16 protein-coding genes and 1 riboswitch are annotated in these 20,689 nt (G+C 77.2%); of the genes, 9 read left to right on the top strand and 7 right to left on the bottom strand.

Annotation, left to right across the window (positions count from 1 at the left end; all coding sequences use genetic code 11):
* Window positions 1–167: 167 nt before the first annotated feature.
* Window positions 168–297: riboswitch (cobalamin riboswitch) on the top strand.
* Between the two features lie 147 nt (window positions 298–444).
* Genes D7M15_RS23570 through D7M15_RS23585 form a run of 4 tightly spaced genes read left to right on the top strand, consistent with a single transcriptional unit; the run spans window position 445 to window position 5,393 of the window.
* Window positions 445–1,950, top strand: coding sequence for an ABC transporter substrate-binding protein (locus D7M15_RS23570; RefSeq protein WP_121519337.1), 1,506 nt, complete (start codon window positions 445–447; stop codon window positions 1,948–1,950).
* A gap of 16 nt (window positions 1,951–1,966) precedes the next feature.
* Complete coding sequence (locus tag D7M15_RS23575; protein ID WP_240649442.1) at window positions 1,967–2,899, top strand: ABC transporter permease; 933 nt, start codon at window positions 1,967–1,969, stop codon at window positions 2,897–2,899.
* Window positions 2,896–3,735, top strand: a complete 840-nt coding sequence (locus tag D7M15_RS23580) for an ABC transporter permease subunit (protein WP_121519339.1) — start codon at window positions 2,896–2,898, stop codon at window positions 3,733–3,735. Before D7M15_RS23575 ends, D7M15_RS23580 begins: the two co-directional genes overlap by 4 nt.
* On the top strand, window positions 3,732–5,393 hold the full coding sequence (locus tag D7M15_RS23585; RefSeq protein ID WP_121519340.1) for an ATP-binding cassette domain-containing protein: 1,662 nt from the start codon (window positions 3,732–3,734) through the stop codon (window positions 5,391–5,393). Before D7M15_RS23580 ends, D7M15_RS23585 begins: the two co-directional genes overlap by 4 nt.
* On the opposite strand, the gene D7M15_RS23590 is transcribed toward D7M15_RS23585, so the two are convergent.
* Window positions 5,390–6,706: a cytochrome P450 gene (locus D7M15_RS23590; RefSeq protein ID WP_121519341.1), complete on the bottom strand. Its 1,317-nt coding sequence runs from the start codon at window positions 6,704–6,706 to the stop codon at window positions 5,390–5,392. The two genes, D7M15_RS23585 and D7M15_RS23590, sit on opposite strands and share 4 nt — an antisense overlap.
* Window positions 6,707–7,052: 346 nt before the next feature.
* Here D7M15_RS23590 and D7M15_RS28605 point away from each other — a divergent pair, with 346 nt between their 5' ends.
* From D7M15_RS28605 to D7M15_RS28610, 5 genes are all read left to right on the top strand, one after another.
* Window positions 7,053–7,229: a hypothetical protein gene (locus D7M15_RS28605; RefSeq protein ID WP_165906319.1), complete on the top strand. Its 177-nt coding sequence runs from the start codon at window positions 7,053–7,055 to the stop codon at window positions 7,227–7,229.
* 145 nt (window positions 7,230–7,374) lie between these two features.
* On the top strand, window positions 7,375–8,571 hold the full coding sequence (locus D7M15_RS23595) for a radical SAM protein (protein ID WP_121521274.1): 1,197 nt from the start codon (window positions 7,375–7,377) through the stop codon (window positions 8,569–8,571).
* Window positions 8,568–10,022, top strand: coding sequence for an MFS transporter (locus D7M15_RS23600; protein ID WP_121519342.1), 1,455 nt, complete (start codon window positions 8,568–8,570; stop codon window positions 10,020–10,022). Before D7M15_RS23595 ends, D7M15_RS23600 begins: the two co-directional genes overlap by 4 nt.
* A gap of 47 nt (window positions 10,023–10,069) precedes the next feature.
* Window positions 10,070–12,313, top strand: a complete 2,244-nt coding sequence (locus D7M15_RS23605; protein ID WP_121519343.1) for a prolyl oligopeptidase family serine peptidase — start codon at window positions 10,070–10,072, stop codon at window positions 12,311–12,313.
* Window positions 12,314–12,318: 5 nt separating this feature from the next.
* A complete protein-coding gene (locus tag D7M15_RS28610; RefSeq protein WP_165906320.1) occupies window positions 12,319–13,449 on the top strand; it encodes a glycosyltransferase in 1,131 nt (376 codons plus the stop codon).
* 77 nt (window positions 13,450–13,526) lie between these two features.
* On the opposite strand, the gene D7M15_RS23615 is transcribed toward D7M15_RS28610, so the two are convergent.
* The 6 genes from D7M15_RS23615 to D7M15_RS23640 are packed head-to-tail and all read right to left on the bottom strand — an operon-like array spanning window position 13,527 to window position 20,300.
* Window positions 13,527–14,123: a GAF domain-containing protein gene (locus D7M15_RS23615; RefSeq protein ID WP_121519344.1), complete on the bottom strand. Its 597-nt coding sequence runs from the start codon at window positions 14,121–14,123 to the stop codon at window positions 13,527–13,529.
* Window positions 14,120–14,980: a S8 family serine peptidase gene (locus D7M15_RS23620; RefSeq protein WP_121519345.1), complete on the bottom strand. Its 861-nt coding sequence runs from the start codon at window positions 14,978–14,980 to the stop codon at window positions 14,120–14,122. The genes D7M15_RS23615 and D7M15_RS23620 overlap by 4 nt, the downstream gene beginning before the upstream one ends.
* Window positions 14,977–18,240, bottom strand: coding sequence for an adenylate/guanylate cyclase domain-containing protein (locus D7M15_RS23625; protein WP_121519346.1), 3,264 nt, complete (start codon window positions 18,238–18,240; stop codon window positions 14,977–14,979). Before D7M15_RS23625 ends, D7M15_RS23620 begins: the two co-directional genes overlap by 4 nt.
* Window positions 18,240–18,449 (bottom strand): aroma-sacti cluster domain-containing protein, encoded by a 210-nt coding sequence (locus tag D7M15_RS23630; protein ID WP_121519347.1) that lies wholly within the window; start codon window positions 18,447–18,449, stop codon window positions 18,240–18,242. The genes D7M15_RS23625 and D7M15_RS23630 overlap by 1 nt, the downstream gene beginning before the upstream one ends.
* On the bottom strand, window positions 18,442–19,164 hold the full coding sequence (locus tag D7M15_RS23635; RefSeq protein ID WP_121519348.1) for an iron-containing redox enzyme family protein: 723 nt from the start codon (window positions 19,162–19,164) through the stop codon (window positions 18,442–18,444). The genes D7M15_RS23630 and D7M15_RS23635 overlap by 8 nt, the downstream gene beginning before the upstream one ends.
* Window positions 19,161–20,300 carry a radical SAM/SPASM domain-containing protein gene (locus D7M15_RS23640; protein ID WP_121519349.1) on the bottom strand — a complete coding sequence of 380 codons (1,140 nt, stop codon included), beginning with the start codon at window positions 20,298–20,300 and terminating at the stop codon, window positions 19,161–19,163. Before D7M15_RS23640 ends, D7M15_RS23635 begins: the two co-directional genes overlap by 4 nt.
* Window positions 20,301–20,689 lie beyond the last annotated feature (389 nt).

A 20,689-nucleotide genomic window follows, 5' to 3' on the forward strand; every position in this document is an offset into this window, starting at 1 on the left:
GGTGGCAGTGGTCCGAGGGGCAGCCGCAGGCGAAACTCTGATCACGGCCTGAGCCGGGGACTCCACTTCCCGGCCCCCGGCCGGGCGCGCGCTCCGGGGCGTCGTGACGACCCGGGACCCGTACGCCCGTTCGCGCGTGCGCCACAATGAGCCCACGAGGCGACGGGAACCAGGAAGCCGGTGCGAATCCGGCGCGGTCCCGCCACTGTGACCGGGTAGCGACCCTCCCGCACGCCACCGCCCGCTGACGCGGACGGGAAGGCGGAGGCGAGCGACGATCCGGGAGCCAGGAGACTGACCCGTCGCCGGTCTGCTGTCAGGGGCGAGGACACCCCGGAGAGGATCGATGTGACGACGCATGCCCGGACGGGGACGGGGCCACCGGCGGCGGGTACGGGACCGGCACCGGCACCGGCCGTGGGCCGACCGCCCGGAAGGCGCGGGGTGTTGGCCGCCGGGGGAGCGCTGGCGCTCGGCGGGGCGGGGCTGCTCACCGGCTGCGGCGGCGACACCAGGGACGGCGGCGGTGGCGACCGCTTCCGGGCGGCGTTCACCTCGGGCGGCTCGCAGGAGACCCTCGACCCGCACGTCGCGCCCAACTTCGTCGACCAGGCCCGCGCGAAGGCCCTCTACGACACGCTCGGCACGTACGCCGACGACATGTCCGTACGTCCGCGGCTGGCCCGTTCCTGGGAGAGCGACGCGTCGGGCACCCGGTGGCGGGTGCTGCTGCGCGAGGCGTCGTGGCACGACGGGAAGCCGGTGACCGCGAAGGACGTCCTCCACAGCTACCGGCGCGCCGCCGACCCGGAGACCGGCTCGCCCTCGCAGGTGCTGCTGTCGGCGATCGACTTCGACGCCAGCCGGGCGGACGGCGCGCGCTCCGTCGTACTGGTGCTGAAGGCGCCGAACTTCGCGTTCCCCACCGTCTTCGCGGGCCCCGGCACCGAGATCGTGCCGGACGGGACGACGGACTTCCGGAAGCCCGTCGGCTCCGGGCCCTTCACGTACGTCTCGTTCACCCCCGGCGGCACCGCCCGCTACCGCCGCTGGGCGGACCACTGGGACGGCGCCCCGCACGTCGCGGAGCTGGAGATCGTTCCCGCGAACGAGGAGTCGGCGCGGCTCAACGCGCTCCTCTCCGGCCAGGTGCACTACGCCGCCGACATGGCGGGCGCCTCCGTGGAACGGCTGCGGCAGGACGGCGCCACGCGCCTGCTGACCGCGGAACGGGCGACCGCGCAGCAACTCCTGCTGCGTACGGGCCGCGCGCCGTTCGACGACCCCCGGCTGATCCGCGCCGTACGGCTCGGCATCGACCGCGAGGCGCTGGTACGGATCGCGCTCGCCGGGCACGGCGAGCCGGGCGACGACCTGTTCGGGCTGGGCCTGCACGGCTACCCGGAAGGGCTCGCGCCCGAGGAGCGGGACGTGGACGAGGCGCGGCGGCTGGTGCGCGAGGCGGGCGCGGACGGGCTGCGGTTCACGGTGGAGACCAGCTCCGTGGACGCCGCGTGGGAGCCCGCCGCCGACCTGATGGCGCGGCAGCTCGCGGAGGTGGGGCTGCGGATGTCCGTCAACACCCGCGCCTCCAGCACGTACTTCAGCGAGATCCGCACGAAGGGCGTCGCCGCCTTCAACACCACCTCGACGCTGCCCGTCTCCGACTTCCTCCAGCAGCGGGTGCGCGGCGGCGCGGCGCGCAACCAGACGCAGTACGCCTCGGGGAGGTTCGACGCGCTCCTCGACCGGGCCCGTACCACCCGCGACGAGCGGGAGCGGCTCGGTCTGCTCGCGCGCGCCCAGCGGCTGGCGCGCGCCGAGTCGGGGCTGCTGGTCTGGGCGTTCTCCGACGCGAACGACGCGGTCGCCCGCTCCGTACGCGGCCTGCGCGCCGCGCCCCCCAACTCCCGCGACTGGGCCCGCTTCGACCGGGTCCGCGTCGGCTGAGGTGCGCGCGTACGTCGTGCGGCGCTGCCTGTTGGCGCTGCTCCAGTGCCTGGTGGTGCTCGTCGCCGTGTTCGTCGTGGGCACCCGGCTGCCCGGCGACACGGCGGACGTGCTCCGCGGTGAACTCGGCACGCCCGAACAGGTCGAGGCGCTGCGCGCCCGGCTGGGCCTCGACGAGCCCGCGCCCGCGCGCTTCGCGCACTGGCTCGGCCGTCTGTTCACCGGGGACCTCGGCACCTCCCTCACCACGGGCGTGCCCGTCGGGGACGACCTCGGCCGCCGCGCCGGGGTCACGTTGGCGCTGGGCGTGCCCGCGCTGCTGCTCGTCACCGTGCTGGCGCCGCTCGTGGGCACGGTGTCGGGCCTGCGCGAGGGCAGCCGCCCGGACCGGGCGTTGAACGCGGCCGCGCTGGTGCTGCACTCCGTACCGGAGTTCGTGCTCGGGCTGCTGCTCGTCGCGTCGCTGTCGCTGTGGGCGGGGCTGCTGCCCGCCACCGCCGTCGGCATGGAGCCGGGCGACCTGCTGGCGCGGCCCGCCGTACTGGTGCTGCCCGTCACCGTCCTCACCGCGCGCCACCTGTGCGACCTGGCCCGGCAGGTGCGGGCGGGCGTCGCCGCGCAGCGGCACGGCGCGGTCGCCGAGCACCTGCGGCTGCTCGGGCTGCGGGAACGTACGGTCGTGCTGCGCCACGTGCTGCCCGGCGCGCTGGGGGCGGCGGCGCAGCAGTACGCGCGCTGCGTGGAGGGGCTGCTCGGCGGCGCGGTGCTGGTGGAGGCGCTGTTCGGGCTGCGCGGCCTGGGCGACGGCTTCGTGGAGGCCGTGCAGAACCGGGACCTGCCGCTGGTGCAGACGTACGCGCTGCTGTTCGCCGGGACGGCCGTCGCGGTGAACCTGGTGGCGGACCTGGTCGCCCACCGGCTCGCGCCGCGCCGGGAGTTGACGGCGTGAGCGCGCCCGACGGGCCGTACGCGCCGCCCCGCGCGCGGCGCCCCCGCCTCCCGTGGGCCGCCCTGGTGCTGCTGGGCGTGCCGGTGCTCCTCGCCGTACTGGGGCCGCTGCTGTACGGGGGCGACCTCGCCCCGGCGGACGGCGCCCTGCCGTCGCGGCCGCCCGGCGGCCAACACCCTCTCGGCACGGACGTGTTGGGCCGCGACGTGCTGGGGCTCGTGCTCCGGGGCGGCGCGTCGGTGGTGGGCGGCGCCGTCGCGGCGCTCGCGGTGGGCATGGCCGTCGGGGTGCCGCTGGGGCTGCTCGCCGCCGGGCCGAGCCGCCGCCTGGACGAGGTCGTCATGCGTACCTCCGACGTCCTGCTCGCCTTCCCCGGCCTGCTGGTGCTGATGACGCTGGCCGCGACGGGCCACCGCGCGTGGGGCTGGCCGGTCGCGGTCGCCGGGCTGCTCCAGGTCCCGGCCGTCGCCCGGCTCGTACGGGGGGCCGCGCTCGCGCCCGGGGCCCGTACGGTCGTCGAGGCGTTGCGCATGCAGGGCCACGGCTGGGCGTACGTCCAACTGCGGCACCTGGTACGGGAGTCGGCCGGGCCGCTCGCCACGGACGCGGCCGGGCGCTTCACCACCGTGCTGTACCTGCTGGCGTCCGCCAACTTCCTCGGCCTCGGGCTGCCCGCGTCCTCCCCGGACTGGGCCGTGCTGGTCGAGCGCAACCGCGACGCCCTCTTCCTCCAGCCCGCGGCCGTCCTGGTGCCCGCCGGACTGCTGACGGCGCTGTGCGTGGGCGGCAACCTGCTGGTGGACCGGGCTCTCGCGCGCGGCAGGGGGCTCATGTGAAAGGGGAGTACGCGGGCGGCGCCGACGCCGTACCGCTGCTGGAGGTCGACGGGCTCTCGGCGCACGCCGCGTCGGCGGCGCGTCCGCTGCTCGACGGGGTCGGGCTGACCGTACGGCCGTACGGCGTCGTGGCCGTCGTCGGGCCGTCCGGCAGCGGCAAGACCACGCTCGGGCTCGCCGCGCTCGGGGCGTCGCGCGCCGGGGTGCGGCTGGCCGGGCGCGTACGTCTGCACGGCGCGGACCTGCTGGCCCTCGCGCCGCCCGCGCGCCGCGCGGCGCGGGCGGGCCGCGCCGCCCATCTGCCGCAGCACCCGGAGTCGGTGCTCGACCCGGTGCGCCGGGTGGACGGCGTGCTCGCGGAGCTGGCCGGGCTGGCGGGGGCGACCGGTGCGGCGGGTCGCGGCCGCGCCGCGCGCCGGGCCGCCGCCGCGGCGGCCCTCACCGCCGCCGGGCTCGACCCGGCGGCGGTACGGCGGCGCTTCCCGCACCAGCTGTCCGGCGGCCAGCAGCAGCGGGTGGCGCTGGCCTCCGCGCTGGTGACGGGCGCGCGGCTGCTCGTCCTGGACGAGCCCACGAGCGGCCTGGACCCGGACCTCGCGCGCGCCCTCGGCCGTACGCTCCGGGCGCTCGCGGACGACGGCGCGGGCGTCCTGCTGCTCAGCCACGACCTGCCGACGGTGCGCGCCGTCGCGGACCGGGTCGTGGTGCTGGCGGACGGGCGGGCGGTGGACGCGGGCGGTACGGCCGAGGTGCTGGGCGCCGGTACGGCCGGGGGCGCGCCCGCCGCCGTACGCCACCGGACCACGCGGGAACTGCTCGCGGCGGAGCGGCGTACGGCGGCGGGCGGCGCGGCTCGTACGGCGGCGGGCGGCGCGGCTCGTACGGCGGCGGGCCCGGTGGCGGGCGCGCCTCGGCCCGAAGGCGGCACGGCGGCGCGGGTCACGACGGAGGGGGTGACGGCGGTGGGGGTGGCCGTACGCCGCCGGTCCGCCGTACCGCTCGCCGGGCCGGTGACGTTGGCGTTCCCGCCCGGCAGCCGCACCGCGCTGCTCGGCCCGTCCGGCGCGGGCAAGACGACGTTCGCCCGCGTACTGGCCGGGCTGACCGCGCCCACCTCGGGCGAGGTGCGCGAGAACGGGGTGCCGCTGCCCGTCCGCGTCCACCGCCGTCGCGCGACGCAGCGCCGAGCCGTGCAGTACGTGCACCAGAACAGCGCCGACTCCTTCGAGACGCACCGTCCGCTGCTGCCTCAACTCGCGCACACCGCACGTCTGTTGCGCGGCCTCACCCCGGACGCGGCAACCGCCGAGGCGCTCGCGGCGGCGGAGGCGCTCGGCCTCGACGCCGCGCAACTCGCCCGCACCCCGGACCGGTTGTCCGGCGGCCAGCTCCAACGCTGCGCCCTGGTCCGGGCGTTGACGGCGCGTCCCGCGCTGCTGGTGTGCGACGAGGTGACGTCCGCGCTGGACACCGCCGCGCGGGAACGCGTACTCGGCGCGCTGCCCGGCCTGTTGGCCCCGGCGGCGACGGCCCTGCTCCTCGTCAGCCACGACGTGCCCGCCGTACGGGCCGTCGCGCAGGAGGCGGTGGTGTTCGCGGACGGGCGGTGCGTACGGCGGGGCCCGGTGGCCGAGGTGCTGCCCCCGGACATCGGCTAGACGCTGCTCGGCAGCACCGGGAGCGCCGCCAGCCTGCGGTGCAGGTAGCCGCCGCCCCACGTGAGGTCCGACAGCGGGAGGGCGGGCGTGAGACCGGGCCAGCGGGTGAGGAGCGCGGTCAGGGCGAGGGTCAGCTCCAGCCGGGCGAGGGCCGAGCCGGGGCAGTAGTGCGGGCCGAGACCGAAGGTCAGGTGCCGTCCGGCGGTGGCCCGTCCCGGATCGAGGGTGCCCGGGTCGGCGTGGTGGCGCGGGTCGTGGTTGGCGGCTGCGACGGACAGCAGCACGCCGCTGCCCCGGGGGATCACCGTGTCCCCGAACCGTACGTCCGCCAGCGCCACCCGCTTCGTGCTGAACGGGCCGGGGGTGTCCCAGCGCAGCAGCTCGTCCACCGCGCCCGCGACCCGCTCGGGGTCCTCGCGCAGGGACCGCTGCACCTCGGGGTGCTCCAGCAGCGCCACTGTGCTCATGCCGATCGCCTGCACGGTGCTGTCGAACCCGGCCAGCAGCAGCATCGCCAGCAGCGAGGCCACCTCGTCCTCCGCGGCGCCGCCCTGCTCGTGCCAGGCGGCGAGCGTGCGGGACACCACGTCGTCGCCGGGCGCCGCCGTGCGGCGGGCCATCTCCCCGCGGACGAACGCGTCGATGCGGGCGACGCTCGCCTCGACGGCGGCGGGCGTGTACCGGCCCTTGTCCGCGAGGCACGCCACCGGCTCGTACAGGGCGGCCCGTTCCTCCTCCCGTACGCCGAAGATCTCGCACAGCGACCGGAACGCGAGCGGCCGGGCGAAGGACTCCATCAGCTCCACCGGCCCGTCGCCGCGCGCCGCGTCGGCCGCGTCGAGGAGGTCGCGGGCGGCGGTCGCGATGCGCTCCCGGTAGGCGCCCATGCGCGCGGGGCTGAGGGCGGGGGCGGCGAGGCGGCGGATACGGGTGTGGTCCGGCGGGTCGTAGTTGACCAGCGTGACGTCGAGGGCGCGCCGCCGTACCTCCGGGTCGGGCGTACGGCCGCCGCTCAGCGACAGGCGCGGGTCGAGGAAACCGGCCCGTACGTCGTCCGCGCGCGTCACCAGCCAGGCCGGGCGGCCGGACGGCGTCCGTACCCGCGTCACCGGGCAGGTCTCGCGCAGCTCCGTGAGGATCTCGCCCGGCCGGGCCAGGAACGCGGCCCCCAGCGGCTCCGGCAGCGGTTCGGGGGCCGTGCCCCCTCCCGTGCCCGGCCCCGCTCCCGTACGTGGTTCCGGCCGCCGTACCGGGCAGCCCGGCGCGGCGGTGGCGGCGTCCGGCGGGGGTGCGGCGGCGGTCTCGGTGTCCATGCGCGGGCGTCCTCTCGCGGTCGCGTGGCGTGCGGCGGCCACCGTAGGAACGGGCGGTTGCCCGCCAGTTCGGGACCGGTCCGGTTTCGGTATGCGAGCGCCGCCGCCCGATGCCGCCCACCTGCCACCGGTCCACCAGCCGCCCGGCACGCCCCCGTACGCCCGCCGCACCGCTCCCGCCCACCGCCGCACGTCCCCGTACGACCCCCGCACACCGTCCCGACCTGCGGTCTTCACCGGGTGACAACCGGTGCCGAACCGGTGCCGAACCCGGCGCTCCTAACTTCTGGCCCGTCGGCGCCAAGCCGCCACCGTCGTCCCATCGCCCGTCGTATGGAGGACCAGCATGGCTGAGAACACCGAGCCCACCGAGGAGACCCCCGAGGTCGTCGCCCACTCCGCGTCCAGCGTCGCGTGGTGCGGCGTGCACCAGGAGGCGGTCGACGAGCCCGAGGTCGTCGCCCACTCCGAGGAGGGCGAGGACACCCCCTGGTGCGGCGTGCACCAGGAGCACAGCGTCTGATCCGGTCTCCGTGCCGGTCCTCCCCGTCCGCGGCGGCGTACGCGCCGCCGCGGCCGGGGGCCCGGGGCGTTCCCGCCCCAACGTTCCGCCCGCCGTCCTTCCCGGCGCAGTCCGTCCCCGCCACCGCCCCGACCCGGAGGTCGTCGTGTCCGGTACGCATTCCGTTGCCCTTCCCACCGCGGGGGCCCGCCTGATCCGTGCCGACAGGGGGTGGTGGTTCCTGGGCGGCGGCGGCTACGCGCGGATGAAGCCCGGCCAGGTCGAGTCGGACGGCACGCTGCGCCCGTCGGCCGAGCGCTACCTGCGGGAGGCCGGGCTGTACGACGTACGGCCCTACAACTCGTACTCCCTCACCGTGCTCACCAGCACGGACTGCAACCTCGGCTGCGGCTACTGCTTCCAGAACACCGCGCAGGACCCGAAGGGCGGCGCCCGGCCGCCGCGGATCAAGCACGCGCGGCTGACGCACGAGGCCATCGACCAGGTCATGGAGTTCACCCGCGAGCGGATGGCCGCCGCGGAGATGGACCGCCTCGCGCTGCTCCTCTTCGGCGGCGAACCGCTGCTCAACCCGAAGGGCTGCCGCGAACTCCTCACCCGCGCGGGTGAATTGGGGCAGCTGACCGCCTCGATGACGTCCAACGGCGTGCTGTTGACGCCGCTGATCGCCAAGGAGCTGAACGCCGCCGGGCTCAGCTCGGTGCAGGTCACCTTCGACGGCGACCGCGCCGACCACGACACCATCCGCATCAGGCGCTCCGGCGGCGGCACCTTCGACGTGATCATCTCCAACATCGCGCGCGCCATCGAGACGACGTCGCTGCGCTGGATGCTGCGCGTCAACGTCTCGCACCTCAACCAGCCCGGCATGGACGGCCTGTTGGAGCGCCTCGGCGAGAAGCTGGACCCGTCGCGCTGCGGCCTCCACTTCGCCCGCGTCGGCGACGTCGGCGTCGGCTACGCGAACAACCTGATGCACGAGGACGGCCTCGTCTCCGACTTCGTACGCTGGCACGCCCGCGCCCTCGAACTGGGCTTCTCCGTCGCCCGCCCCCGCGCCCACGTCCCCTGCCAGGCCTGCTCGTTCGCGGACGGCCGGTACGGCGCCGTCGTCAACGCCGACGGTGTGCTGGCGAGTTGCTGGGAGACGGCGGGCAAGCCCGGCATGGAGGTCGGGACCGTCGCGGACGGCTACCTCGGCGCCGAGGAGACCGAGGGCCGCTGGGTCAGCTGCCACGACCACTACCAGTACGACGAGGAGGCCGCGGTCCGCGCCTCGTTCCAGGACCGGGTCGACGCGGGCGTCCTGGACTGCCTGAACGCCGTGGGGCGGCTGGGATGAGAGCCGCCGGCGTCCTGCGGACCAACGCCGACTTCCGCCGCTTCTGGCTCAGCACGACGCTGTCCACGCTCGGTTCGCAGCTGTCGTTGCTGGCGTTCCCGCTGCTGGTGCTCTCCATCGGGGGCAGCGCGGCACAGGCCGGTACGGTCGCGACCTGCTCGCTGGTGACCCGTACGGTGCTGCGGCTCCCGGCCGGGCACCTCGCGGACCGCGTCGACCGGCGGATGATCATGGTCGGCGCGGATCTGGTCCGCTTCACCGCGCTGGCCAGCATCCCGCTGGTCGCCGCGGTGGACGAGCTGGGGCAGGCGCAGCTCCTGTGCGTCGCGGTGATCGAGGGGGCGGCCACCGCGGTGTTCGCGCCCGCGGCCACCATCGCCGTACGCGACGTGGTGCCGGAGAAGGACCTGACCGACGCGTTGAGCCGCAACCAGGCGGCGGTGGCGTCGAGTTCGCTGATCGGACCGTTCCTCGGGGGCTGGCTGTTCACGCTCGACCCGATCCTGCCGTTCGCGGTGGACGCGGGCACGTACGCGGTCTCCGCCGTACTGCTGCTGCGCATCGCCCGGCGGCAGCCCGAGGAGGCCGTCGGCGCCGAACGCGACAACCGGCTCACCGCCGGGCTGCGCTGGCTCGGCGGGCAGCGCGCGCTGCTCGCCGCGCTGGTCTTCGCCGCGGGCATCAACGTCGTCTCGGCGGCGGCGCAGACCACCATGGTGGTCTCGCTGCGCCAGAGCGGCGCCAGCGGCGCCGCGATCGGCGCGGTGATGGGCTGCGCGGGAGTCGGCGCGCTGCTCGGCGCGGCGGCGGCGGCGCGGCTGATCAAACGGATACCGGCGTCCCGGCTGTTCCTGCTCATCGGCTTCGTCTGGGCGCTCGGGCTGGCCGTCTTCTCCCGCACCGACGACCCGTGGCTGATCGGCCCGGTCCTGGTCGTCATCGTCTTCTTCAGCCCGCCCGCCGGGATCGTGGTGGGCCGCGCCACGCTGGTGCTCGCGCCGCGCGACCTGCTCGGCCGGGTCAGTACGGCCACGGGGCTGATGATGGCCGGACTCGCCTCCCTCGGCCCGGTCCTGGCCGGTTCGTTCGTCGACCGGCTCGGGGCGAGCAGCACCTGGCTGGCCCTGGCCGGCACCGCCGCGGTCGTCACCCTGCTGTCCGCGGTGCCGCTGCTGCGGGAGACCTCGCTCGACGACGACGGCACGGGCGGCGACGCGGGCGACGCGGACGCGGGCGGCTCGGCCGCCGACCGCCGCGCCGCTCCCGAGGCGGTCGGGCCGGTCGAGGCGCGCCCCCTCCGGGCCGCCGACGCCGAGCCGGAAGTCGTGCTGCACGCCGACGACGCGCGGCGGGCCGGGGACGTACGGGCGCCGGACGGCGTACGGGACGCGGACCGCGCGCCGGACGCCGCTCCCACCGACCCCCCGCCGGAACCGCGCGACGCCCGCTGACCCGCGCCCACCCCGCAGCGACCGAACGCCCTCCCTGGAGCGCCGCGATGACCGTGTCCCCGCCCCGCGACGCCGCGCCCGCGCAGGCCCGGCGCGGCTACCCGCCCGCTCCCCGCAGCGGCCCGGTGGAGGTGCTCCACGGGCGGCCCGTCGCGGACCCGTACCGCTGGCTGGAGGACCCGGACACCCCGGCGACCGCCGCCTGGCGCGCGGCCCAGGACCGGGTGTTCGCCGCCGAACGGGCGTCCTGGCCGCGCCTGGACGAGCTGCGCGGATGGCTCGCGGAACGGCTCGCGGGCGGCGGCGCGAGCCCGCCCGCGCCGCGCGGGGAACGGGAGTTCCACCTGCTGCGGGAGCCGGGCCGCGACCTGTCGGTGCTCGCCGTACGCGAGGGCGGCCGTACGCGCGTCCTCCTCGACCCGCTCGCCGCCGACCCGTCCGGCACGACCGTGATCGACGCGTGGGAACCGTCCTGGGAGGGCACGCGCGTCGCCGTCCAGACCTCCTCGGGCGGCACCGAACGGTCGCTGCTGCGCGTCCTCGACGTGGCGACCGGCGCCGTGCTGGACGGCCCGGTGGACCGGGTGCGCCGCTCGCCCGTGGCGTGGCTGCCGGGCGGCCGCCACTTCTACTACGTGCGGCGGCTCCCGTACGGCGGGACCGGGACCGGGACCGGGACCGAGCGCGGCGCGGCCCGGCGCGTCCTGCTGCGCGAGGTCGGCACCCCGGCCGACCGGGACGTGGAGGTGTTCGGCGCAGGGCGCCCCGCGACCCAGTACTACACGGTGGCCACCGCACCCGACGGGCGGCTGCTCGTCGTCGGCGCCAGCGAGGGGACCGAGCCCCGCACCGAGCTGTGGACCGCCGACCTGACGGCGTGCCCGCCGGACCGGCCCCGCCTGCGCCCGTTCGGCGGGCACGCCGACGGCCGTACCGCCGTACGCCTCCGCGCGGGCGGCGGCCCGCTGCTGCTGCGCACCACCGCGGGCGCGCCGCGCGGCCGGATCGCCGTGGCCGACCCGTACGAACCGGCCGACGCGTCCGAACCGGCCGAACCGGCCGACCCCGGCGCGGCTTCGGACGCGGCCCCGGACGGCTGGCGGACCCTCGTCCCGGAGGAGCCCGGCACGGTCCTCCAGGACGTCGCGGTGCTGGACGGCCCGGAGCTGCCGCGCCCGCTGCTGGCGGTCGTACGGACCCGGCACGCCGTCTGCGAACTGGCGCTGCGCGACGCCCTCACCGGCGCCCCGGCGGGCACCGTCCCGCTGCCCGGGCAGGGGACCGTCACCGGGCTGACGGCCCGTCCGGAGCCGGGCCACGAGGCGTGGTTCGCGTACACCGACCACGTCACGCCCACCACCGTCCTGCACTACGACGCCCGCACCGGCCGCCTGCGGCCGTGGGCCGGTGCCCCGCCCGCCGTGCCCGGCACGGACGGCGTCGCCGTCACCCAGGAGGTGGCGCGCGCCGGGGACGGCACGCCGGTCCGGCTGTTCGTGCTGTCGCCCACCGGCCGTCCGGACCGGCCGCGCCCGACCGTGCTCACCGGCTACGGCGGCTTCGGCGCCGCCATGACCCCCGGCTTCACCCCGCAGGCCCTGCCGTGGGTGCGGGCGGGCGGCGTGTACGCGGTGGCCTGCGTACGCGGCGGGGGAGAGGAGGGCGCCGAGTGGCACCGGGCGGGGGCGGGCGCCCACAAGGCCGTGTCGTTCGGGGACTTCGAGGCCGCCGCCGACCACCTGCTGCGCGACGGCTGGGCGGCGCCGGGACGCCTCGGCGTGCTCGGCAGCTCCGGCGGCGGGCTGCTGGCGGGGGCGGCGCTGACCCGCCGCCCGGAGGCGTACGCGGCCGTGGTGTGCGCCGCGCCGCTGCTCGACATGGTGCGCTACGAGCTGTCCGGGATGGGCCCGAGCTGGCGCGACGAGTACGGCAGCGCCGCCGACCCGGACGACCTGGCGCGGCTGCTGGGCTACTCCCCGTACCACCGGGTCCGCGCGGGCGCCCGCTACCCGGCGGTGCTGCTCGCCGTCTTCGACGGCGACTCCCGCGTCGACCCGCTGCACGCCCGGAAGATGTGCGCCGCGCTCCAGTGGGCGGGCCCGGACGGCGCGCCCGTCGTGCTGCGCGCCGAGAGCGGCGTCGGGCACGGCGCCCGCGGCGCCGCGCGCAGCGCCGGGCTGTACGCGGACGTGATGGCGTTCTTCGCCCGCCACCTGGGCCTCGACCCGGGCCCCGGGCTCCGTACGGGCGCCGACCCGGGTCGACCGGACCTCCGTACGACGAAGGGCTGACCGCGATGAAGGTGCTGCTGTGCCCGCTGGGCGACCCGGGCTACCTCTACCCGGCGCTCGCCGTCGGCCGTGAGCTGCGCCGCCGGTCGCACGACGTCCGGGTGTTGACCGGTACGGGCGGCGCGCCCGCGGTGGCCGCGGCGGGCCTGGACGCGTCGGTGACCGCCGACGCCACCGCGCTGTCGGTGTCGCACTGGACGGTGCGCGGGGAGGCCCAGTACGCCGAAGTGGCCGCGGAGGCACGGCGGTCGCGGCCCGACGTGCTGCTCACCTCGGTGCTGTGCCACGGCGCGCTGGTCGCGGCCGAGGCCGCGGGCGTGCCCGTGGTGGTCCTCGGTCTGGCGGCGCACCTGTGGCCGTACCGGGACGGGCCGGAGGCGCCGGACGCGCGGAGCCGCACCTGGCGGCTGACCGAGACGCTGAAGCACCACGCGGCCGTGCGCGACGCCGCCGGGCTCGCCCCCCGGCCCGGGCGGGCGCCGGACGCGCCGCTGCTGGGCGACGCGTTCCTGCTGCGCGGCCACCCGCTGCTGGAGGTGTCGGGCGCCGAACTCCCGCCGTCCGTACGGCACGTGGGCCCCTGCTGGTGGGAGCCGGACGCGCCGCCGGAGGCCGCCCCGCCGGAGCCGCTCCCGGACGACCGGCCGCTGGCGTACGTCCACCTCGGCCGTACCTTCGGCGGCGGCAGCCTCTGGCCGCGCCTCAACGCGGCGTTCACCGGGGGCACCCACCGGGGCGTCGTCGAACTGGGCCGCTCCGCACCGGCCGAGGCCGACCCGGGCGCCGACCTCGTCGTCGGGCGGCGGCCCTGGATGGGGCCGCTGCTCGCCCGCGCCGAGGTCGTCCTCACCAACGCGACGTCCGCCCCCGTACTGGGCGCCCTGCTGTACGGCCACCCGCTGCTCGTCGCCCCCAACGGCTCCGAGCAGCAGGTCCTCGCCGCCGCCTGCCTGCGCGCCGGGGTCGCCCGGCGGCTGCCCGAACCGGACGCCGGGGACGGCGCGTTGCGCGCGGCCGTCACGGCGGCGGCGGGCGACGCGGCGCTGCGGGCGCGGGCGGCGGAGGTCGGCGGTCTGCTCGCCGACGGCAAGAGCGAGGCCCGCGCCGCCGACGCGGTGGAGACCGCCGCCCGCTGACCCGTACGCAGCACGCCCCGACGGGCCGGTCGCCACCCCGGCGACCGGCCCGTCCTCGTACCGTCTCCCGCTCCGGGTCAGCCCCGGGGCGGCGCCCCCTCCAGCACGTCCCGCAGCGCCGACACCAGCTCCAGGCTCCGCGCCCGTACGGCGGCCGGAGCCGGTTCCTCGCGCCGCTCCGTGACGACCGCGAGGGCCGCCGCGGCCTGGCGGGCGAAGAGGGCCAGCAGGTCCAGTTCGGAGAGGCTGGAACGGGACTGCTCGGCCGGGTCCAGCACCTCCAGCACCCCCAGCACCCGGTCGTGGTGGGCGAGGGGCGCCGCCATCAGCGCGTCCGGCACGTAACCGGTGTCCTCCGCCACGTCCTTGGCGAACATCCCCTGCTCCCGCAGGTCGTCCGCGACCATCGGCTCGCCGGAGACGAGCACCCAGCCCGCCAGGCCGCGCCCCGCCGGGAAGCGGGACCCCACCAGGAACTCCTCGCCCTCCCCGGAGACCGCCTGGAAGACCAGCTCCCCGGCGGCCTCGTCGTGCAGCAGCACGGAGCTGGCGGCGGCCCCGAAGATGGCCCGCGCCGTCTCCACGACGGACTGGAGCAGTTCGCGTTCGGCGCTGCCGGGCCGGGTCGCGGGGGCCGTACTGGCCGCGGGTACGAGGCCGTGGGTCTGGCTCATGATTCACCTCGGGTTCCTGGGTCGCCGATGGTCACGTTCGCGGCGGAGAGGTAGAGCGCGTGCTTGATCTGGAACGGCGTCAGCTTCGGGTGGCTGCCGAGCAGGCGGGCGCACATCCCCGCGATGAACGGGGTGGCGAAGCTGTTCCCGGTCGTACGGATGGTCTTGCCGCCGGTCCACGCCACCCGCACGTTCTGGCCGGGGGCGAAGAACTCCACCGGCGGGGCCGGGTTGTAGAGGAAGAGGCCGGGGTCGTCCTCGCGGTGCGTGCCGACGGAGACGACCGACGAGAACCGCCAGGGGAAGCTCTCCACCGGTGTGTTGTGCGCGGACGCCACCAGCGTCGTACCGGTGAAGAACGCCTGGTCCGCGAGGGCCCGCAGGGACTCCAGGAACTTCGGACGGGTCGTGGACAGGCTCAGGTTGACCACGTCGAAGCCCTGGTCGACGGCCCAGCGCAGCCCGGTCAGGAGCGCGTCGCCGGTGCCGGTGAAGCCCTCCCCGAGGACCCGCACGCTGTACAGCGAGCAGCCCGGCGCCACCCGCCGTACGATCCCCGCGCACGCCGTGCCGTGGCCGCAGCCGTCGCCCTCGCCGTCGGGCAGCGGGCCGCTGTCCACGACGTGGGGGGCGCCGTCGGCGTCCGCGGTCACCTCGTACGAGCCCTGGAGCGGGCCGACCACCGGGTGCCCGGACTCCACGCCCGTGTCCACCACGCAGACCCGTACGCCCGTGCCGTCCGACCAGGCCCACGGGTCGGCCGGGACCTCCGGCACGGTGTCGGCCGTCAGGGTCAGTTCGTCGGGGGTGCGGTCGCGCAGGCTCCAGGTGAGCCCTCCTGCCGTCCCGGCCGTCATGGTGTCCCGCCTTTCCGCGCGTCCGTCGGACCGGTCTCCCGGCCCTCCGCCACGCTGCTCCCCGCCGCTCGCCCCGCCGGTCCGTCGACCGCGGTCCCGTCCCGTGCCGTCCCGTTCTCCGGCGTCCCGGCCGCCGCGGCGCTGTCCGCGGCGAACGCCGTCGCGCGGTCCGCGCCCAGCCGGTGCCCTTTCGCCGTGAAGTGCCGCAGCGCCGTACGGGCCTCGCGCGCCGCCTCGCCGGGCAGGCCCAGCGTGCGCAGCGTCCGCGCGAGGTCCAGGGCGGCGGTGCCGCGTACGACCGGCGAGTCCGTGTCGCCCGCGACGGCGGTGGCCCGTACGGCGCGGGCGCGCGCCTCGTCCGCCCGCCCGGCGAGCGCCAGGGCGCGGGCCCGCAGCCCGTGCGCGTCGGCGGACTCGGCGGGCGGCAGGTCCGCGTCCGCCGGGTCCGGCAGGGCCAGCGCCTCCGCCGGGTCGCCGCCGTCCAGCAGGGTCCGCGCCCGGTCCCGGGCGATGCCCGGGAGGGCGCCCTCGGCGCCGAGTTCGCGCCCCGCCCGCGCGGCCTCCGCGAGCAGCCCGAGGCGGCGTTCGGGCGTGCCCGCGAGGGCCTCGACCTCCGCCGCGAACAGCGGGATGAAGAGCGCGCCCTCCGCGTAGCCCAGCCCGTCGGCCAGCCGTTCCGCCTCCGCCAGCCGCTCCCGCGCCTCCGCGTACCGGCCCCGGAGCGCCAGCAGCACGGCCAACGGGCAGGTCAGCGTGGCCCGTACGGTCGGCCGCCCCGCGCCGTGCGCGGCCAGCAGCTCCGCGCAGCGCGCCACGGCGTCCGCGACGGGTGTCGGGCCGCGCCACAGGGAGATCCCGGCGGCGCCGAGGGCGAGGGCGCGTTCCGGCTCGGCGTCCGCCCGGTCGGCGTGCTCCAACGCCCGGCGCAGCAGCGCCTCGGCCTCCGCGTGGCGGCCGCGCCGCTGGCGGTCCTGGGCGAGGCGCACGCAGGCGCGGGCGACGCCCCGGTCGTCGCCCGCCGCCTCGAACAGCGGCAACGCGGTCGCGGCGACCTCGGCGGCGGAGCCGTGCCGGGGGTCGAGCGCGGTGAGCGCGAGCCGGGCGTGCGCGGAGCCGTACCGGTCGCCGGCGCGTTCCGCGTCGGCCAGCGCCCCGGCCAACAGCTCGCGCCCGCGCGCCGGTTCGCCGCGCGCGACCTTGGTCTCGCCGAGGCCCCGGGCGGCCTCGGCGGCGGCCGGTTCGCCGGGCGCGGCCAGGTCGAGGGCCTGGCCGAGCAGGTCGTCGGCCCACGGCAGGTCGGAACGGGCCAGGGCGGCCGTACCGGCGCGGGCGAGCAGCGCGGCGGCCCGGGCCCGCAGCGCGTCGGTGTCGCCGTCGTGGGTGCCCAGTTCGGCGCGCAGCCGGTGGGCGCGCGCGAGGTGGTTGCCGACGGCGGCGTCCGCGCCCGCGTGACGGCCGAGGACGCGGGCGGCGTCCTCGTGGTGCCGGGCGCGCACCTTCTTGGCCATCCCCCGGTACGCGGTCTCCTGCACCAGGCCGCTGCCGAACCGGAGTTCGGCCCCGGCGACCGGGCCGCGCCCGCCCGTCTCGATCAGCCGCCGCCGTACCAGCCCGCGCAGCGTCGCGGCGGACTCGCCCGGCACGCCGGGTACGGCGCCGTCGCCGGGACCGGCGGCCAGCTCCGTGAGGTCCGTACGGCGGAACTCGCGGCCCAGTACGGCGGCGAGCTGGAGCAGGGCGCGTTCCTCGGGCGGCAGCGCGTCGATACGGGCGCCGAGCAGCGCGTGCACGGTCACCGGCAGGTCGTCGTCGCCCTCGGCGGCCAGCGCCGTGAGGTGCTCCAGGTAGAGGGGGTTGCCCTCGGCGCGGTCCAGCGCGCCCTCCAGCACCCCGTGCCGGTGGGCCGCCACCTCGACGAGCCCGCCGGCGAGTTCGGCGGACTCCTCCCGGGTCAGCGGGGTGAGCATCAGGGAGGCGGCGCGCATCCGGCCGCTGCCCCAGCCGGGGCGGGTCTCCAGCAGCTCGGGGCGGGCGGCGCACACCAGGGCCACGGGGGCGCGGTCGAGTTCGTCGAGCAGCCGGGCGGCCATGTCGAGCAGCGGTTCGGCGGCCCAGTGGCAGTCGTCCAGGACGAGCACCACGGGCCGTTCCCGGGACAGGCCGTCCAGCAGGCAGGCCAGGGCCATCACGGTGTCGTCCGTGGAGGGGCTGGGCGTGCCGTCCGCGAGCAGCCCGGAACGCAGCAGCCGCAGCGCCTGGTCGGCCTCGGCGCGTTCCGCGCCGGGCAGCCCGGCGAGCCCGGCGTCCTCCCCGACGGTGTCGAGGATGTGCCGTACGGCCTCCGCGAGCGGCGCGAGGGTGCCGGTCTCGCCGTACGGGCGGCAGCGGCCCGCGCCGTACGCCGGGCAGTCCCGCAGCCACTCGCGCAGCAGCCGGGTCTTGCCGAGCCCGGCCTCGCCGTAGACGGTCACCAGGTACGACGCCGGGTCGGCCGCCAACTTGCCGAGCAGCAGGCGGAGTTCGGCGAGTTCCTGGGAGCGGCCGACGAACGGGGTGTCGAAGCGGCGCATGCGCTCCGGGTCGTCCTCGTGGAGGCCGAGCAGACGGCGCGCCGGGAGGGCGGCGGCGACGCCCTTGAGCGCCAGCGAACCGGCGGGCTCCGTGACGGCGGACGGGCCCGCCGCGTCCGCCGTGTCGGGCCCGATCAGGACCTCGCCCGCCCCGGCGTGCTGCTCCAGCCGGGCGGCGATGTTCACCACCTCGCCGGAGACCAGGGCCTGCCGCGCGGCGGGGTCGATGCCCGCCACGACCTCGCCGGTGTTGACGCCGATGCGGACGGCGAGCCGTACGCCGTGCTCCCGTTCCAGGTCGGCGTTGAGCACGTCGAGGCCGGTGACCATGGCGTGGGCGGCGGCCAGGGCGCGGCGCGCGTCGTCCTCGTGGCGCGCGGGTACGCCGAAGACGGCCATCACGGCGTCACCGATGAACTTCTCGACGGTGCCGCCGTGTTCCTCGATACGGGCGCGCATCAGCGCGAAGTACCGCAGCGTGACGGTCCGCAGCGTCTCCGGGTCGAGCCGCCCGGACAGCGCGGTGGAGCCGACGAGGTCGCAGAAGACGACGGTCACCACACGGCGTTCCTCGACGGCCGCCGTGTCCGCCGCGGCCTCGCAGGCGGCGCCGCAGCGGGGGCAGAACGCGGCGCCGTCGGGCGGCGGTTCGGGGCAGCGGGGGCACCGCACCGGGGCGGGGGCGGTCATCAGAACAGCGCTCCGCCCGCGATCTCGCCGTGCGCCTGCACCTCGGGCTCGGCCGCGTCCAGGCGTTCCTTGAGACCGAGCAGCAGCGTCAGTTCCTCGGCGCTCAGCCCCTGGAGCACCGCGCGCTGCTCGGGCGACAGGGAGTGCAGCGGGAAACCGGCGTCCTCCAGCGCGTGGAGCGGGCCGAGGGCGTGCGCGTGGTCACTCATGGGGGGTCTCCTGAACGGTTGGGGCCTCGGCGATCCGGTCGAACAGCTCGGCGAGCGCGGTGACCGTGTGCAGCGCGCTGACGGCGACCAGGGAGCGCTGGGCGGCGTCCAGCGGGAGCGTGCCGAGCAGCCGTGCCAGGTCGGCGCTGTGCCCGCCGTCGAGATCGGCGTGCAGCCGTACGGTCTCGAACGCGGCGGGCGGCAGCCCCGTGCGCCGCGCCAGCAGCCCGGCGAGGCCGGGGGCGGGGGCGTTGCCCTCCAGCACGGTCACGTAGCCGAGGAGGGCCACGGGGTGGGCGTACTCGATCCAGTAGTGCTGCGCGCCGACGAGCGCGGCGACCGCCGGGGGCGGGGTGGAGCCGGTCAGTTCCCCGGGCGGCCAGCCGGCGGCCTCGGCGTCGGACAGCAGCCAGTCGTCGTGGCCGCGTTCCTCCTCGGCGTGCGCCCGCAGGTACGCGGCGAGGGGCGCCGCCACCGGGTCGCCGGTGCGTTCCCCGCAGCGGTCGGCGGCCCGTTCCAGCAGCGGGACGGAGGCGCGGATGACCTGGTGCATGGCGCGCAGGTAGTGCCGGTAGCGGCCGGTGAGGCCGTCGTCGTCGCGCCACACGCGGGCGGCGGCGGTGCGCAGCACGGGCCGTACGAGGGCGAGTTGGAGGCCGAGGGCGGTGGCGTCGGTGGGCTCGGGGGCCGTGGGGGTGTGCGTCGGAACACTCATGCCGTGGCCTCCCGGGGGGCGCGTACGGCGCCGTCGCCGTCACGGCCACCGCCGCCGAGCAGCACCAGCGGCGCGTACGGGGCGCTGCCGTACCGCCGCAGCAGCACCGCCGCCCCCGCCTCGCGCTGGAGCCGCGCGCCGAGGGCGTCCACGGCCCCGGCCGCCGGGCGGGAGCCGGTCCGTACGGCGGCGGCCAGGTCGTCCCCGGCCAGACCGCGGCAGTCCGCGCACGAGGTGGTGCCGGAGGTGCGCAGGGCGCGCAGCACGGGGGAGTCCTGGCAGCGCCGCCGTACGTCCGGCCAGCCGTCCTCGGCGACGTGCCCGAGGCGCAGGTGCTCCGGTACGGGGCGGGTGTCGACCACGCGCTGGTTGCAGCAGGCGACCACCGTGCCGTCGAAGGCGACGACCGGCCAGGCGGCCATGGCGCAGGGCGAGGGCGCGGCGTCGGCCGCCGGAGTCCCGTCCGCCGCCGGAACGCCGTCCGCCGAAGTCCCGTCCCTCGTACCGCCGTTCAGCCCGCCGACGTTCGACACGGTGCCCGCGCCCGCCCAGGCGGCCGCCCGTCCAACGGGCCGCACGTGGTTCACGAGCATGGCCACCCGGTCCGCGAACTCGGCGCGCACGGCCGCCGTGATTTCCGCCAGATAGGGGTCGTCCACGGAATTCCCCGTGAGATGGAAACTCACGTCGATTCCGCTGTCCTCGAGGATGTGTACGGCGCGGAAAACATCGGCCCGCGGTATTTCCCGTTCGTGGAAGACGTCGAGGCTCGCGGAGAAATGCGCGACGTGCCGCAACGCCCGTAGGACGCGGTCGGGGACCCGGCCCCCGGACGCGAAGAACATGCCGCTGAGCACCGCCGTACGCGTCCCGGCCGCCGTCGCGCGCTCCGCGAGGTCGGCCACGAGGGCGGGCAGCAGCAGCGGCTCGCCGCCGGTGAGCATCAGGACGTCCGGGCGGTCCGCGGGCGTGAAGCCGCCGACGAAGCGGCGCAGCGCGGCGGCCGGGGTGTCCTCGCCGCGCGGCCCGGACGAGGTGGAGCAGTGTGCGCAGCTCAGCGGGCAGCGCCGGGTGAGCGTGGCGAGCAGCCCGGCGGCCGGAACCGGCCGCCGTTCGATGATCTCCGCCAGCCGCATCGTCACCTCCAACGGTCGCCTGGGCGTGCGGCGTCAGGGTGTGCGGCGCCGGTTCGGTCGCGGTTCGCGTCCGGTTCGGGGGCGGTACGCCGACGCCACGCGGCCCGCTCGCGAACCCCGGGTACGGCGTCCGCGCTCCGTGCTCCGGGGCTGCGGGACGCGCGTAGAGCCCGAACTGCGGGGCGTTACGGGAGGTTTTGCCGCTCCCTGCGACCTTTCTCCAGGTGGGTACGTTGCTGCATGCACCTTGAGCCACCCCCGCGCCCGTAGCTCCCCAACGGCCGTGTGGGCATGCTGTGAAGACCCAAGGAATTCCCCGGAATTTCCAGAGTATTCAGGGCACCTTCGTGGACCCGCTCGGGTCTCGACCGCTCATCGGAGGCTCTCGT

Origin of the sequence: Streptomyces sp. Z26, assembly GCF_003665095.1 — a bacterium.
In the GTDB taxonomy this organism is placed as follows: Bacteria; Actinomycetota; Actinomycetes; order Streptomycetales; family Streptomycetaceae; genus Streptomyces; species Streptomyces phytohabitans.

Bases quoted from the DNA above. Each gene is read 5' to 3' on its own strand.
- D7M15_RS23590 (WP_121519341.1), bottom strand. From the start codon at position 6,706: ATGGACACCGAGACCGCCGCCGCACCCCCGCCGGACGCCGCCACCGCC.
- D7M15_RS28605 (WP_165906319.1), top strand. From the start codon at position 7,053: ATGGCTGAGAACACCGAGCCCACCGAGGAGACCCCCGAGGTCGTCGCC.
- D7M15_RS23600 (WP_121519342.1), top strand. From the start codon at position 8,568: ATGAGAGCCGCCGGCGTCCTGCGGACCAACGCCGACTTCCGCCGCTTC.
- D7M15_RS23605 (WP_121519343.1), top strand. From the start codon at position 10,070: ATGACCGTGTCCCCGCCCCGCGACGCCGCGCCCGCGCAGGCCCGGCGC.
- D7M15_RS28610 (WP_165906320.1), top strand. From the start codon at position 12,319: ATGAAGGTGCTGCTGTGCCCGCTGGGCGACCCGGGCTACCTCTACCCG.
- D7M15_RS23615 (WP_121519344.1), bottom strand. From the start codon at position 14,123: ATGAGCCAGACCCACGGCCTCGTACCCGCGGCCAGTACGGCCCCCGCG.
- D7M15_RS23620 (WP_121519345.1), bottom strand. From the start codon at position 14,980: ATGACGGCCGGGACGGCAGGAGGGCTCACCTGGAGCCTGCGCGACCGC.
- D7M15_RS23625 (WP_121519346.1), bottom strand. From the start codon at position 18,240: ATGACCGCCCCCGCCCCGGTGCGGTGCCCCCGCTGCCCCGAACCGCCG.
- D7M15_RS23630 (WP_121519347.1), bottom strand. From the start codon at position 18,449: ATGAGTGACCACGCGCACGCCCTCGGCCCGCTCCACGCGCTGGAGGAC.
- D7M15_RS23635 (WP_121519348.1), bottom strand. From the start codon at position 19,164: ATGAGTGTTCCGACGCACACCCCCACGGCCCCCGAGCCCACCGACGCC.
- D7M15_RS23640 (WP_121519349.1), bottom strand. From the start codon at position 20,300: ATGCGGCTGGCGGAGATCATCGAACGGCGGCCGGTTCCGGCCGCCGGG.